The organism is Caloranaerobacter sp. TR13, assembly GCF_001316435.1.
Taxonomy (GTDB): Bacteria; Bacillota; Clostridia; order Tissierellales; family Thermohalobacteraceae; genus Caloranaerobacter.
In genome coordinates this window covers 1-14,010 of the sequence record NZ_JXLL01000019.1, presented here as the reverse complement: position 1 = coordinate 14,010, position 14,010 = coordinate 1, and the positions used below count along the sequence as shown (strand labels likewise).

Below are 14,010 nucleotides of genomic sequence, written 5' to 3'. Positions count from 1 at the left end.
ATTAAAAAGCCAAGGGCAGTGCCCTTGACTTATTTTCTAATTGCTTTCATAAACATTTGAGTCCAATAGTACATTCCATATTTATCCTTTGCTACACCAACACCTATTTCGTTGTATATTGGACTTAATATATTATTTTTATGACCTTCTGAATTCATCCAACTACTCATAACTTTTTTTGGAGTTCTTTGCCCTTTAGCTATATTTTCAGCTGCTGCAGTAAATCTCAAACCAAAATCTTCCATCATTTTGAAAGGAGAACCATAAGTTGGAGAATAGTGTCCAAAATAATTCTTGTTTATCATATCTTGTGATTTATATCTTGCAACTCTTGAAAGTTGCCAATTTGCTTTAAGAGGTTGTAACCCTCGTTTAGACCTTTCTATATTAACTAATTTTATAACTTCATTTTCAAGTGCTTTAATGTCGCTAATATCTGGTATTTTAAGTTTTTGTCCAGGGTATATTAAACTAGGATTTTTTATTTGTGGGTTTGCTGAAATAAGTTCACTAAGTCCAACTTCGAACTTAACAGCAATTTTCCACATACTGTCCCCAGATTTTACTGTATAAGTTGTTTGTTGTGCAAAAGCAGGTATAGAAATTAATAAAAAACTTAGTATAAATGATAAAATAATAATTTTTTTCTTCATATAATCACCTTAAATATATAGTTTTAAATATAGTTTTATAAAAAATTGTTTAGAATATGTTATATAAATTATGTTAAACATATAAATTAATTTTAGAATGGTTTATATAAACTAACTTAGGATAAAATTTCAAAAATTTAAATTGCATTTTAACTATTTCTGATAAAGACACAAATTTCTATTTAATAAACCTTAATAACATATTTTTCATACCTTGCATATTAAATAAACCTTTTGATATACTGAAGTATATTAGCGGCTGAAGGAGAGATACGTAGATGGATGAAATACGAAAATTATTTCATGATATTATTAGTAAAAATAGCTTAATATATGGAGTTTTGAGTAAAGTAAGAGTTAAAGATGAAGAGAATTTTTCAAAAGTTACGATAAAGCCAGTATTAATTAAAAATTCTATAAATATACAGTTTACATATTATTATAAAAATAAGGTTATGCATAAAAATATAGATTTGAATGAGTCTTCAAAGGAGATTGAAAGATTAATAGATATATATTTTAGGCAGGCTGTTTTATTTACAACAGAAGCTGATTATCAGATTTTAATTAGCAAAAGAGATAAAGTTAAAATACTTAAGAAGAAGCCAACAAAAAGTTTAGTAGATTTAAGCCATAATCGTAAAAAGAACTATGTAATAGAGGAAGGAAAACCATGTCCATTTTTAATTAGATTAGGAGTAATGAATGAAAAAGGCAAAGTGTATTCAAAAAAATATGATAAATTTAAACAAATAAATAGATTTTTAGAGATTGTTTCAGATGTTATATCAAAGGCAGAAATAAAAGGTAGTTTTAATATAGTTGATTTTGGGTGTGGCAAGTCTTATTTAACTTTTGCACTCTACTATTATTTAGTAGATATTCTAGGTTTAGATGTTAATATAGTAGGGCTAGATTTAAAGAAAGATGTTATAGATTTTTGCAATAAGGTAGCTAGAGACTTAAATTATGATAAACTTAAATTTATACATGGAGATATAAAAGGGTTTAATGATTTTGAGAAGGTTGATATGGTTGTAACACTGCATGCTTGTGATACAGCTACTGATGCTGCACTTAGTAAAGCTGTTATGTGGAATTCGAAAATTATACTTTCTGTCCCGTGCTGTCAGCATGAACTGTTTTCAAAAATTAATAATCCTATTATGATGCCTATGCTAAAACATGGGATAATAAAAGAGAGACTTTCATCTTTAATTACTGATAGTATAAGGGGAAATGTATTAGAGATATTAGGATATTCGACTCAAATATTAGAGTTTATAGACATGGAACATACTCCTAAAAATATCATGATTCGTGCGGTTAAAAAATCTAATTATAATAAAAAAGCCATTAAAGAGTATGTTGAATTTAAGAAATTTTGGAATTTGGATGATCTTTATGTAGAATCAATTTTTGGCAATGAACTTACCGATTTATTGAAAGATAATATATAGATTTATAAAATGAGTAAAAATAGTAGATACAATAAGAAGTGTTTCTGCTAGTTGTAAAATTTAAAAACATGTGTTATTATCTTTGTAGAACTTTTTAAATAGAATATTTGCACAACTAGGGGAGCCTATAGTGATAGGCTGAGAAAGAGATGTTATCTCTGACCCTCATAACCTGATGTGGGTAATACCATCGTAGGGAAGTTTTGTGTTCGTAATTTATCACAAATTCTCTAGGAATTTGTGATTTTTATTTATACAGACTTATTTGGTTATGAGGGAAGCGTTAGATAGCTTCCCTTTTTCTTTTCAATTTGCCAATTTAGCAGAAAGGAGGGATTAAGGTGATAGTTAACGGAAAAGAAATGAGTTTTGAAACAGAAATAACAATAGATAATCTTCTTAAAAGTCTTGGGATAGATAAAGATAAGGTTGTTGTAGAGGTTAATTTTGAAATAGTTCCTAAAGAAAAGTATACAGATAGAATAATAAATAAAGAAGATAAAGTTGAAATAGTGAGTTTTGTAGGAGGCGGTTAATTTGAACATATTTATAAATGAAAGAAATTTTAGTATAAGGGAAGGCACTACAGCCTTTGAAGTAAGAGACAATGTAAAAAAAGATGCAGATATAGTGGTATTAAATGGATTTATTATAAAAAAAGATATGGCTTTAAAGGAAAATGATAGATTAACATTGATTAAACGTGGTGAAATTCCCAATAAAGATGAATTAGAAGCTCTATTAATTGCACGTCATACACCTGGAGTTCATGAAAGAGTAAAGAAGGCTTATATAGGTATTGCAGGACTTGGCGGACTTGGTTCTAATGTGGCAATTTCGTTAGCAAGGATAGGTATAGGCAGACTTCTTTTAGTAGATTTTGATGTAGTTGAACCTAGTAATCTAAATAGGCAGCAATATTTTGTAAAACATATAGGTATGTTTAAGACAGATGCTATGAAAGATATCATTACTCAAATCAATCCATTTGTTAATGTAGACATAAAAAATGCGTATTTGGACGAAAACAATATTACTGAAATTTTTAAAGAAGTTGACATTATAGTAGAAGCTTTTGACAATCCTCATTCTAAAGCAACATTAGTAAATACAGTACTAAATGAAATGCCTGAAAAAATTGTTGTTGCTGCTTCTGGATTAGCTGGCTACTTTTCTAACAATACAATAATAACTAGAAAAATTAAAGATAATTTTTATCTGGTAGGTGACGGTATAAAAGAAGCAAAGCCGGGATGTGGTCTAATGGCACCAAGAGTATGCATAGCGGCTAATCATCAGGCAAATACCGTTCTAAGACTTATTATGAATGAAAGGGATGTATAAAAATGGATAAATTAGTTATTGGTGGAGTTAAACTTGAAAGCAGGTTATTTATAGGGACAGGCAAATTTCCGAGTAAAAAAATAATTCCAGATGTAGTAAAAACCTCTAAATCGCAGGTAATTACTATGGCATTAAGAAGAGTAGATATAAATTCTAAAGAAGAAAATATCCTCGAGTATATACCTAAAGACTGCATTTTACTTCCTAATACTTCTGGTGCAAGAAATGCAGAAGAAGCAGTAAGAATAGCAAGACTAGCAAAAGCTTTAGGGTGTGGAAATTGGATAAAAATAGAAGTAATATCGGATAATAAATATCTTCTACCAGATAATTACGAAACCATCAAAGCTACTGAAACATTAGCAAAAGAAGGATTTATAGTACTTCCATATATGAGTCCAGATTTAATTGCTGCTAAAAGGCTAGTTGAAGCTGGAGCAGCGGCAGTTATGCCATTAGGAGCACCTATAGGTACAAATAGAGGGCTTAAAACTAAAGAATTGATACAGATTATGATAGATGAAATAGACTTGCCGATAATTGTAGATGCTGGTATAGGTAAACCTTCTGATGCAGCTGAAGCTATGGAAATGGGCGCAGCAGCAGTATTAGTTAATACGGCTATTGCTACTGCTGGAGACCCTGTTAAAATGGCAGAGGCTTTCAGGTTAGCAGTTGAAGCTGGTCGATTAGCTTATATTTCTAAATTAGGACCTGAAAAGAAGTTTGCTGAAGCTTCTTCGCCACTTACAGGATTTTTAAACGAAGGTGAGAAATAATGAGTTTTTATAGTGAATATTTAAAATATAAGAATTTTGAATTTAACAAGTTTTTAGAAAACATAACATCATCAGATATATTTAGGATAATAAACAAAGATAAAATTGATGAATACGACTTTTTGGCTCTTTTGTCAAATGAAGCTGAAAAATATCTAGAAGAGATGGCACAAAAAGCACATAGGTTAACAATTCAAAGTTTTGGCAAAACAATACTTCTTTATACGCCGTTATATCTTTCTAATTTTTGTATTAATAGATGCTCATATTGTGGGTTTAATATAGAGAACAAAATTAAGAGAAAAAAATTGACTTTTGAAGAAATAGAAGAAGAAGCTAAAGTAATTTCATCTACAGGTCTTAGACATATTCTAATATTAACAGGTGAATCGAGAAAAGAAACTCCTGTTTCTTATATAATCGATGCAGTAAAAATTTTAAAAAAATATTTTGATTCTATTTCCATAGAAATATATCCTCTCAAAGAGGATGAATACAGAGAAGTTATTGAAGCAGGAGTAGACGGGCTTACTATTTATCAAGAAGTATACGATGAAGATATATATGATAAAGTTCATATAGCTGGACTTAAGAAAAATTATAGATTTAGATTAAATGCTCCTGAAAGGGCATGTAAAGCTCGAATGAGAAATGTCAATATAGGAGCTCTTCTAGGTTTAAACGACTGGAGAAAAGAAACTTTCATGACAGGGCTTCATGCAAAATACCTACAGGATAAATATTCTGATGTGGAAGTAAGCGTTTCTCTACCGAGAATAAGGCCTCATATAGGAGTATATGAAGATATATATCCGGTAAGTGATAAGAACTTAGTTCAAATAATACTGGCTTTAAGACTTTTTCTACCCCGTGTTGGCATTACAATTTCTACAAGAGAAAATCAGAAACTAAGGGACAACTTAATCCCATTAGGAATTACTAAAATGTCAGCAGGAGTATCTACAGAAGTTGGTGGCCATTCGTCTAAGACAAAAAGTGATAGTCAGTTTGAAATATCTGATAAACGAAGCGTTATAGAAATGAAAGAAGCAATATCAGCAAGGGGATATCAGCCGGTATTTAAAGATTGGATGCATATAGATTAGTAATGTTGAGGTGTTTTTTATGAATATTTACAGAATGATTGATGCAAATATCAATAGAGCTTCTGAAGGATTGAGAGTTTTAGAAGACATATCTCGATTTATTTTAGAAGACTACAATATGTCTAAAAGTCTTAAGGAAATACGTCATCTTGTTAGAAAGAGTTTTTTAGATTCTAAACTGCTAATTTTTAGAGATTCATGCAATGATTTGGGATTTAACATATCTCAATCCAGTACTATCGATAACAAAGAAGATTTATTAAGTTTAGTAGAAGCGAATTTTAAAAGAGTACAAGAAGGTTTGAGAAGTATTGAAGAATCTCTCAAGATTTTAGGGTATTATGATAAATCTAAAATATACGAAAGCCTAAGATATAAATCTTATGATTTGGAGAAAAAATTTGGGTTAAAAAAAGATTTTCTCGATACTGATATATATGGAATTACTGCTGAAGAATTTTCTTTAGGGAGAACTAATATTCAGGTAGTAGAAGAAATGATAAAGGCTGGAATAAAAATTATTCAATATAGAGAAAAAGAAAAAAGTAAACTTGAGAAATATAATGAATGCAAGGCTATTCGAAAACTAACAAAAGATAGTGGAGTAACTTTTATTGTTAATGATGATGTAGATATAGCTATTGCTGTAAAAGCTGATGGAATTCATTTGGGACAAGATGATATGCCTATAGAAGAAGTCAGGAAAATAGCAGGTAATATGATTATAGGGCTATCAACACACAATATTAAGCAGGCTAAAACAGCGGTTAAAAAAGGTGCAGATTATATAGGAGTAGGGCCTATATTTAACACTACAACTAAAAAGAATGTAGAAAAATCTGAAGGACTAAAGTATCTCAAATGGGTTTCAGAAAACATTCAAATTCCGTGTGTGGCAATAGGAGGGATAAAAGAGTCAAATATTATAGAAGTTAAAAAATACGGCGGAAAATGTTTCGCTATGATATCTGAAATTGTTGGCTCGCCGAACATAGTTAAAAAAATAAAGAGTATAAGAAGATTACTAAAAACTATATAGAAAAGGAGAATGGAATATGAATTATTCAACTCAAATGGACGCCGCTAAGAAAGGCATAATCACTAAGGAAATGGAATTAGTTGCAAAAAAAGAGAAAATAGATGTTGAAGTTTTAAGAGAAAAGATAGCACAAGGCAAGGTTGTAATACCTGCTAACAAAAACCATAACTCACTTGATCCAGAGGGGATAGGAGAGAGCTTAAGGACTAAAATAAATGTCAATTTAGGAATTTCAAAGGATTGCTATAATATCGAAAAGGAGTTAGAAAAAGTAAAAACAGCTCTTGAAATGAACGTTGAAGCAATTATGGATTTAAGTTCTTATGGAAAAACCGAAGAGTTTAGGAAAAAGCTAATCAATATGTCTTCTGCTATGATAGGTACTGTACCTGTATATGATGCAGTCGGCTTTTATGATAAAGAGCTTAAAGATATAACAGCTGAAGAATTTTTAAAGGTTGTAGAAAAACATGCTCAAGATGGTGTAGATTTTATGACAATCCATGCAGGTATAAATAGAGAAACTGCTGAAGTTTTTAAAAGAAATAAAAGACTTACTAATATAGTTTCAAGAGGTGGCTCTTTATTATATGCATGGATGGAATTAAACAATAAGGAAAATCCATTTTACGAATACTTTGATGAAATTTTAGATATATGTGAAAAATACGATGTAACTATAAGTCTTGGTGATGCTTGTCGTCCAGGAAGTATAAATGATGCAACAGATGCAAGTCAAATAAAGGAACTTATAGTGCTTGGAGAGCTTACAAAAAGGGCATGGGAAAGAAATGTGCAGGTAATGATAGAAGGACCTGGACATATGCCTTTAAATGAGATAGCTGCCAATATGATTCTTGAAAAAAAACTTTGCCATGGAGCACCTTTTTATGTATTAGGACCTATAGTAACAGATATTGCACCAGGATATGACCATATTACAAGTGCTATAGGAGGAGCTATAGCAGCTGCAAATGGTGCAGATTTTCTATGCTATGTAACACCTGCTGAACATTTAAGACTTCCTACATTAGATGATATGAAAGAAGGTATTATTGCTTCTAAAATTGCTGCACATGCTGCTGATATAGCAAAAAATATTAAGGGTGCAAAAGAATGGGATTATGAAATGAGTAAAGCAAGACAAAGTTTAGATTGGGAAAGAATGTTTGAACTAGCTATTGATCCTGAAAAGGCAAGAAGGTATAGAAGAGAATCTATGCCTGAACATGAAGATAGCTGTACAATGTGCGGGAAAATGTGTTCTATGAGAAATATAAACAAAGTAATGCAGGGTAAAAATATAAATATTTTAAGAGAGGACGACTAAGATGCTTTACCTTATTACTAATAGGAAAATCATTAAAAAAGACAGCTTTTATGAAGTAATAGAAAATGCAGTAAAAGGTGGAGTAGATGCTGTTATATTAAGGGAGAAGGATTTATCTTATGATGAACTTCTGCCTATTGCAGTTAAATTAAAAAACATCCTTAGTAGCTATAATATACCATTAATAGTTAATGGTAATCTAGATATTGCAAAAAATATACTAGCAGCTGGTTTTCATACAAGTTTCGATAGATTTATAAAAGAAAAAATTGAGTTTAAAGGACTTTTAGGTGTATCTGTACACAGTTTAGAAGAAGCTATACTTTCTGAAAAACACGGCGCAAGCTATATTTTGGCTAGTCATATATTTGAGACAGATTGTAAAAAAGGATTAAAACCAAAAGGTATAAAAATGATTGAAGAAATAAAGGCGGAAATTAAAATTCCTGTAATAGCATTGGGGGGTATAAATCCTGAAAATATAGATAAAGTTTTATCTGCAGGTGCTGATGGAATTGCAGTTATGTCATATATAATGGCATCAACAGAACCGTTTTTGTCTGTTAAGAGATTAAATAATAAGATAAAAATATTCTGTTTAAAAAATAAAGATGTAAGTTAAAAACTGAAGGAAGTTTCCTTCAGTTTTTTTAAACTATATAAAATAAATTCATAGAATATTGTATAAGATTTTATAATAGGAGTGAATATTTAAAAATGGTTTTTGCTGATACTGATAAAGAAATAAACCCAAATTGTATTAAAAATATCAAAGCTATAAATATAAAACCTGAAGCACCAGAGATCACAATTATCTTTCCGCCTGTAATAGATTGGTATTTACTATATCAAAGGTCGCAGCAAATTGCTACTGCTTTTTCCAAAATAGATAATGTGAGATGTATTTTTATAACAGGTGAAGCATATAAAAAATTAAATAAACTTATCTTGAAAGTAAATGATGATTTATTTGTAATAAGAGTAAATACTGACTATAGCCAATTAGTAAAATGTAAGAAAGTGTTATGGTTTTCTTATCCTAAACATTATAAATATTATAAAAATGGTTTTGATTTTATTGTATTTGACGGTATTGATATGCTAGTTGACGAATTTTATTTTTGGACAGTTGATTTAAAAAATGCTGTTAATTGTGTAAAGATAATATTTTGTACTTCAGAATTATTATTTAAATTTTATAAAAAATACAATAAGTCTGTTTTCATGTGCCCTAATGGAGCAGATTACGAACATTTTAAAATTGCTCAAAAAAACTACCTAAGCCAAATGACTTTCCACTTATTAATTCAAATGAAAAAGTAATAGGTTTTTATGGTACTTTGGCATCTTGGTTAGATTATAAACTTATAAGTAAAATAGCAAATAAGTATAAAGTTGTTCTTATAGGTAAAAACAGATACTATAAAAAAAGTATAAAGCATCCAAATTTAATAATTTTGGAGCACAAAGACTATTCACAGCTTCCATATTATTTATTACAGTTTAATTTGACAATGATATCGTTTAAATTAACAAACATGATTAAGGGGGGCGATCCAATAAAGTATTATGAATATATTTATGCTGGGAAATCAGTTGTATCTACTGAGATTTATGAGATAAAGAGGAAATTTAATAATATAACATATTTTATGAATTATTATAATTGTTATCAAGTAATAGAGAGAGCTATAAAAGAGGATTGTTTTTCAAAAAGATTAGAAAGAATAAGAGCAGCAAAGGAGAATACTTGGAGTATAAGAGTAAAAAAGCATATGAGGAAATTATTAAATATTTGTTCAAAATTAATAACTATTAGAGGAATAAGAATAGTTTTGTTGAATTAATAATAATTATCAATCATCAAATGACATTCTGGTTAATACGTTAATATGGAGGTAGAAGATATGCAAAATGTTTATGCTGAAATAAAAAAAGATAGACAAATTTGGAAATTTTGTTTTTATGGTTTTTTGAAAAACCTAAAATTTTTTGAACCGTACTTATATATATATTTATTAGCTAATGGGTTGAGTTTATTTAAAGTAGGGGTTTTATTTGCAATAAGGGAGATAGTAACATATATTTTTGAAGTTCCTTCAGGTATTTTTGCAGATAGTTATGGTAAAAAGACAGAATTACTAATATGTTTTACATTTTATATTATATCTTTTATATTTTTCTTCTTAAGTACCAATTATTTAATAATAATCATAGCTATGATATTTTTTGGTTTAGGTGAAGCGTTTAGGTCTGGCACGCACAAGGCTATGATATATTCATATTTAGAGCAAAAAGGATGGTTTTCTCATAAAGGATTTGTATATGGAAGAACTCGTTCATTTTCACTTTTAGGTTCATCAATTTCAGCATTTTTATCTATAATTTTTGTTTTAAAATTACCTGCAATGAGATGGATTTTTCTTATTTGTATTTTACCTTATATTTTAGATTTTTTATTAATTTTAAGTTATCCTAATAGTTTAAATGAAAAGAATGAAAGTGATTTAAGTATTAAAAAGTTTTTTGTTAACAGTTTTATAAAACTAAAAAGTATATTTAAAAATGAAATATTAGTAAAAGTTTTAATTAGCTCGTCATTATACAATGGAATTTTTAAGACTATAAAAGACTATATACAGCCGATTTTACAAACTACTATTTTATTAATGGGAGCTTCATATATTGCAAACCTAGACTCAGATAGTCAAATAAAGGTAATTTTAGGTGTTACGTATGGAATATTCTATATATTTAGTTCAATAGCTTCGAGGAATATATATAGATTAAACAAGTACTTTACTTCAAGCAAGCTTATGCAAATTTCATTTGATATTATGGGGCTATTATCTATAGCATTGTATTTTGCAATTAAAATTAAACTGATATATTTAGTAGTAGGATTGTATTTTATTTTATATATATTAAAAGATGGAAGGAGACCATTAGTTGTTGATGTATGTGGAGATTATATGAATAAAGATGAAAGAGCAACTGTTATGTCAATAGATAGTCAATTAAAATCGCTGTTTGTAGTTATTTTTGCACCATTATTTGGATTTATAGCTGATAAGTTTTCAATACAGGTTCTATTCCTTGTAGTAGGGATAAGTATGTTAATAATTAATAGATTGTTAAGTCTTGTTAGTGATTCACAAAATATTCCGAGTAATTCATAAGAATAAATAAAATTTAAAATGGCCTCAGGCCATTTTTTTTGTATAAAAATAAAATAATTACATATATTAACAATTGTACTTAGGATTAATTTGTTAAAAAAATAACTTTCCAAAAAAGTTAATCCAGGAAAACGTTACAAATTAGATAATTTACACAATTTAATATTTTCAGAATAGTAAAAAACATTTGAAAATTGTCGATACCTGTCATATAATATAACTAACAGTTGAATTAAAACTTGGAGGGAGGATTTTTATGGCAAACAACAGAGAAAATTGGGGATCAAAGTTAGGTTTGATACTAGCAATGGCTGGTAACGCTATTGGTTTAGGTAACTTCTGGAGATTCCCATATCAAGCTGCCAAAAATGGTGGTGGCGCATTTTTAATTCCATATTTTGCAGCACTTATAATGATTGGTATTCCAGTAATGTTAGTTGAATGGAATCTTGGTCGCTTTGGTGGAAGATATGGTCATGGTACATTAGGTCCTATGGTGTATTTACAGGCTAGAGAAGGCTCAAAGCCAAAAAATGCTGCAATAATTGGTGCACTAGCAGGTGCTTTAGCGTTTGCAGTTACATTGTTAGTTAACTCATATTACAATCAAATAATTGGCTGGACTTTAGGTTATAGTTATCTTTCAGTAACTGGTGGTTATATGGATGCTGCAAAATCAACAGGTGAAATATTCGTAAATTATATTCAAAGTCCAAAAGTATTTATATTTTGGATAATAGCGTTATTAGGTCTTGCATTAGCAGTTACTAGAGGAGTTCAAAAAGGTATTGAGAGCTGGGCTAAATTAATGATGCCTGTGTTATATGTATTTGGAATTATACTAGCTATAAGGGCTTTAACTTTAGGAAGTCCTGTTAATCCTGATTGGTCTTCATTAAAAGGTTTAAATTATATTTGGAATCCAGATTTCTCAAAACTTAATTGGACAGCTGCATTAGCTGCGGCAGGACAAATATTCTTCACATTATCAATCGGTATGGGTATTATAGCAAACTACGCTTCATACTTAAAACCTGATGATGACGTTGTAGTTTCATCATTAGCAACTATTTCATTAAATGAGTTTGCAGAAATAATCTTAGGTGGTACTGCTGTTATACCTATAGCATATGCATTTTTAGGACCTAAAGGAGTAGCAGTAGGAGTAGGATTATCATTTATTGCTCTACCAAATGTATTTAGGTCAATGGCTGGAGGCCAGTTGTTCGGTGCATTATGGTTCTTGTTATTATTCTTTGCTGGATTTACTTCAGCGATAGCTATGTTCAACTATTTAACTGCATTGGTTGAAGAGGATTTGAAAATTGAAAGATCTAAAGCTGCATGGATTATTTTCTTTGGATATGTAATTGTTGGATTGCCAGTAGGTCTTGAGCCAATATTAACTAAAACTGCTGATCTTATGTATTTAACTGAAGTAGATAACTGGGTTGGTTCATATCTATTATTAGTTCTAGGTTTAATAGAGGTTGCAGTTGTTGGTTGGTTAATGAGAGAAAAAGCATTAGAAGAATTAAACAGAGGAGCTTTATGGAAAGTTCCATCATGGTTCTTCAATATATTTATTAGGGTTATAGCTCCTATTTCAGTTGCTTTACTTCTATTCTTCTCAACAAAAGCTTATATCGAAGATGGATACTTTAATTTAATACCTTCTTTTGTAGTTGATAAACCACAGTTAATACCTTGGGTAATAGCTGGTAGAATAGTTGTAATTGTTGTATTAATAGCTGGATTTATACAATCATATATTTCAATTAAGAATAAATATGGTAATGAGTTAGAAGAAGGCAAGATATTGATCCGTTCATAAGGAGGAATGTTATTATGACTGGTGCTGCTTTAGGTTTTATGATTACAGTATGGACTATTATATTTGTTTCCATGTTTGTAACATTAAGACCATTATTAAAAGATGGTAAGAAAGAATAAGAAAATCCCCATCAAAATGATGGGGATTTTTGCCCTAAATGAGATATAATATATTTAGGTAATGTCAAAAGTTTTATAAAAACTTAGGCTTTTAGTTTTTAGTCTTTTAATTAGACGAATAGCGAATGACTAAAGACCATAACTACATAGAGGTGATTTAATGAATACAATAGAAATATTAAAAGTCTTAGAGCAATTATCTGCAAAAATAGAAAAAACCAATCTAATAAATGAAAAGAAAAAAGAAAAATTTCTTCAAACGGTAAAGGATTTAATTAATGAGTATAAAGATATTGAAGTATCTGATAATTTAGAAAATGTTTATACTTCATTAGTAAAAAAAGGCAAAGAATTATTAAAAGAATTTAGAGTAAATGCAGATTCTAAAGAATTAAACGGTAAGTTAAATTACTACATAAGGTATTTAAAAGCAGCTAAAGCAGATTTTACTGGAGATACTGGTTATATCAATAAGTATTTTAGAGTATATTTATTTACATCTGTTTTATTTTTAGCATTATCACCACAATATTTTGGCTTTATTTTACCAGCAGTATTTTTTGTACCTATCTTTTTAGGGATCAGAGGAATAAAAAATAGATCATTAACTGGATTTAATTTAAGCTTAACAGTGATACCTGTATCTATAATGACATCTTTTATATGGATAAGATATGGATTTTTTGTACTGTTAAATTATAAAGAGGCTGTAAATCAAACTTTAAACTATACTGGTTTATCTCATACTATGGCAACTTTATTGACTGTTATACCGCCTATTTTGGCAACTGTTTTATTAATTTTAGTATTTATTCAATCATATAGAGCAATAAAAGCTAAAGACTTATTTGTATAGAAAATAAAAATAATTATAAAAAATTATTTTTAGAACTTTAGATGCAGATATTAGGACATGCTACTGGAATAATAAAAAATGTACAAAATAATATGAATAGGAAAAGGTCAAAAAAAATAGAGTGCTAATTTGGCACTCTATTTTTTCTGATAAAAAGGATATTTCTAGTTAAAGTATAATTATATTATGTAAGAAGAAAATATAATGAGGAGGGTTGTTTTTTATGAATTACATTTTAAACAATTTGGAACCTAAGGCTGTGTTTAAATATTTTGAAGAAATATCTAGAATTCCTAGAGGTTCAGGAAATG

The 14,010-nt window shown here is 29.1% G+C and carries 14 protein-coding genes and 1 riboswitch; of the genes, 13 read left to right on the top strand and 1 reads right to left on the bottom strand.

Annotation, left to right across the window (positions count from 1 at the left end; all coding sequences use genetic code 11):
* Nucleotides 1-29 precede the first annotated feature (29 nt).
* Nucleotides 30-653, bottom strand: a complete 624-nt coding sequence (safA, locus tag TR13x_RS09785) for a SafA/ExsA family spore coat assembly protein (protein ID WP_054871751.1) — start codon at nt 651-653, stop codon at nt 30-32.
* A 278-nt stretch (nt 654-931) separates the two neighbouring features.
* On the opposite strand from safA, the gene TR13x_RS09780 reads away from it, so the two are divergent.
* From TR13x_RS09780 to TR13x_RS09720, 13 genes are all read left to right on the top strand, one after another.
* Nucleotides 932-2,113, top strand: coding sequence for an SAM-dependent methyltransferase (locus TR13x_RS09780; protein WP_054871750.1), 1,182 nt, complete (start codon nt 932-934; stop codon nt 2,111-2,113).
* A gap of 107 nt (nt 2,114-2,220) precedes the next feature.
* Nucleotides 2,221-2,329, top strand: a riboswitch (TPP riboswitch).
* Between the two features lie 125 nt (nt 2,330-2,454).
* Nucleotides 2,455-2,649 carry a sulfur carrier protein ThiS gene (thiS, locus tag TR13x_RS09775; RefSeq protein WP_200905853.1) on the top strand — a complete coding sequence of 65 codons (195 nt, stop codon included), beginning with the start codon at nt 2,455-2,457 and terminating at the stop codon, nt 2,647-2,649.
* Nucleotide 2,650: 1 nt separating this feature from the next.
* Nucleotides 2,651-3,457 carry a sulfur carrier protein ThiS adenylyltransferase ThiF gene (gene thiF / locus TR13x_RS09770; RefSeq protein WP_054871748.1) on the top strand — a complete coding sequence of 269 codons (807 nt, stop codon included), beginning with the start codon at nt 2,651-2,653 and terminating at the stop codon, nt 3,455-3,457.
* Between the two features lie 2 nt (nt 3,458-3,459).
* Nucleotides 3,460-4,236: a thiazole synthase gene (locus TR13x_RS09765; protein WP_054871747.1), complete on the top strand. Its 777-nt coding sequence runs from the start codon at nt 3,460-3,462 to the stop codon at nt 4,234-4,236.
* Entirely contained in the window at nt 4,236-5,342 is a 1,107-nt protein-coding gene (thiH, locus tag TR13x_RS09760; protein WP_054871746.1) for a 2-iminoacetate synthase ThiH, read from the top strand. The genes TR13x_RS09765 and thiH overlap by 1 nt, the downstream gene beginning before the upstream one ends.
* Nucleotides 5,343-5,361: 19 nt before the next feature.
* On the top strand, nt 5,362-6,381 hold the full coding sequence (gene thiE, locus TR13x_RS11380; protein ID WP_082394856.1) for a thiamine phosphate synthase: 1,020 nt from the start codon (nt 5,362-5,364) through the stop codon (nt 6,379-6,381).
* Between the two features lie 16 nt (nt 6,382-6,397).
* Nucleotides 6,398-7,711: a phosphomethylpyrimidine synthase ThiC gene (gene thiC, locus TR13x_RS09750; RefSeq protein ID WP_054871745.1), complete on the top strand. Its 1,314-nt coding sequence runs from the start codon at nt 6,398-6,400 to the stop codon at nt 7,709-7,711.
* A gap of 1 nt (nt 7,712) precedes the next feature.
* Nucleotides 7,713-8,333 carry a thiamine phosphate synthase gene (locus TR13x_RS09745; protein ID WP_082394855.1) on the top strand — a complete coding sequence of 207 codons (621 nt, stop codon included), beginning with the start codon at nt 7,713-7,715 and terminating at the stop codon, nt 8,331-8,333.
* Nucleotides 8,334-8,428: 95 nt separating this feature from the next.
* Complete coding sequence (locus tag TR13x_RS09740) at nt 8,429-9,034, top strand: hypothetical protein (RefSeq protein WP_054871744.1); 606 nt, start codon at nt 8,429-8,431, stop codon at nt 9,032-9,034.
* Nucleotides 9,035-9,051: 17 nt separating this feature from the next.
* A complete protein-coding gene (locus TR13x_RS09735; RefSeq protein WP_054871743.1) occupies nt 9,052-9,558 on the top strand; it encodes a hypothetical protein in 507 nt (168 codons plus the stop codon).
* 60 nt (nt 9,559-9,618) lie between these two features.
* Nucleotides 9,619-10,890, top strand: a complete 1,272-nt coding sequence (locus TR13x_RS09730; protein WP_054871742.1) for an MFS transporter — start codon at nt 9,619-9,621, stop codon at nt 10,888-10,890.
* A 256-nt stretch (nt 10,891-11,146) separates the two neighbouring features.
* Nucleotides 11,147-12,724 (top strand): sodium-dependent transporter, encoded by a 1,578-nt coding sequence (locus TR13x_RS09725; RefSeq protein ID WP_054871741.1) that lies wholly within the window; start codon nt 11,147-11,149, stop codon nt 12,722-12,724.
* A gap of 279 nt (nt 12,725-13,003) precedes the next feature.
* The gene (locus TR13x_RS09720) at nt 13,004-13,699 is read left to right on the top strand and encodes a hypothetical protein (protein WP_054871740.1); all 696 of its coding nucleotides are present in this window, start codon (nt 13,004-13,006) and stop codon (nt 13,697-13,699) included.
* Nucleotides 13,700-14,010: the final 311 nt, after the last annotated feature.

Excerpts from the sequence above, each read along its gene's own strand:
- safA (WP_054871751.1), bottom strand. The coding sequence starts at position 653 with ATGAAGAAAAAAATTATTATTTTATCATTTATACTAAGTTTTTTATTA.
- TR13x_RS09780 (WP_054871750.1), top strand. The coding sequence starts at position 932 with ATGGATGAAATACGAAAATTATTTCATGATATTATTAGTAAAAATAGC.
- TR13x_RS09765 (WP_054871747.1), top strand. The coding sequence starts at position 3,460 with ATGGATAAATTAGTTATTGGTGGAGTTAAACTTGAAAGCAGGTTATTT.
- thiH (WP_054871746.1), top strand. The coding sequence starts at position 4,236 with ATGAGTTTTTATAGTGAATATTTAAAATATAAGAATTTTGAATTTAAC.
- thiE (WP_082394856.1), top strand. The coding sequence starts at position 5,362 with ATGAATATTTACAGAATGATTGATGCAAATATCAATAGAGCTTCTGAA.
- thiC (WP_054871745.1), top strand. The coding sequence starts at position 6,398 with ATGAATTATTCAACTCAAATGGACGCCGCTAAGAAAGGCATAATCACT.
- TR13x_RS09745 (WP_082394855.1), top strand. The coding sequence starts at position 7,713 with ATGCTTTACCTTATTACTAATAGGAAAATCATTAAAAAAGACAGCTTT.
- TR13x_RS09740 (WP_054871744.1), top strand. The coding sequence starts at position 8,429 with ATGGTTTTTGCTGATACTGATAAAGAAATAAACCCAAATTGTATTAAA.
- TR13x_RS09730 (WP_054871742.1), top strand. The coding sequence starts at position 9,619 with ATGCAAAATGTTTATGCTGAAATAAAAAAAGATAGACAAATTTGGAAA.
- TR13x_RS09725 (WP_054871741.1), top strand. The coding sequence starts at position 11,147 with ATGGCAAACAACAGAGAAAATTGGGGATCAAAGTTAGGTTTGATACTA.
- TR13x_RS09720 (WP_054871740.1), top strand. The coding sequence starts at position 13,004 with ATGAATACAATAGAAATATTAAAAGTCTTAGAGCAATTATCTGCAAAA.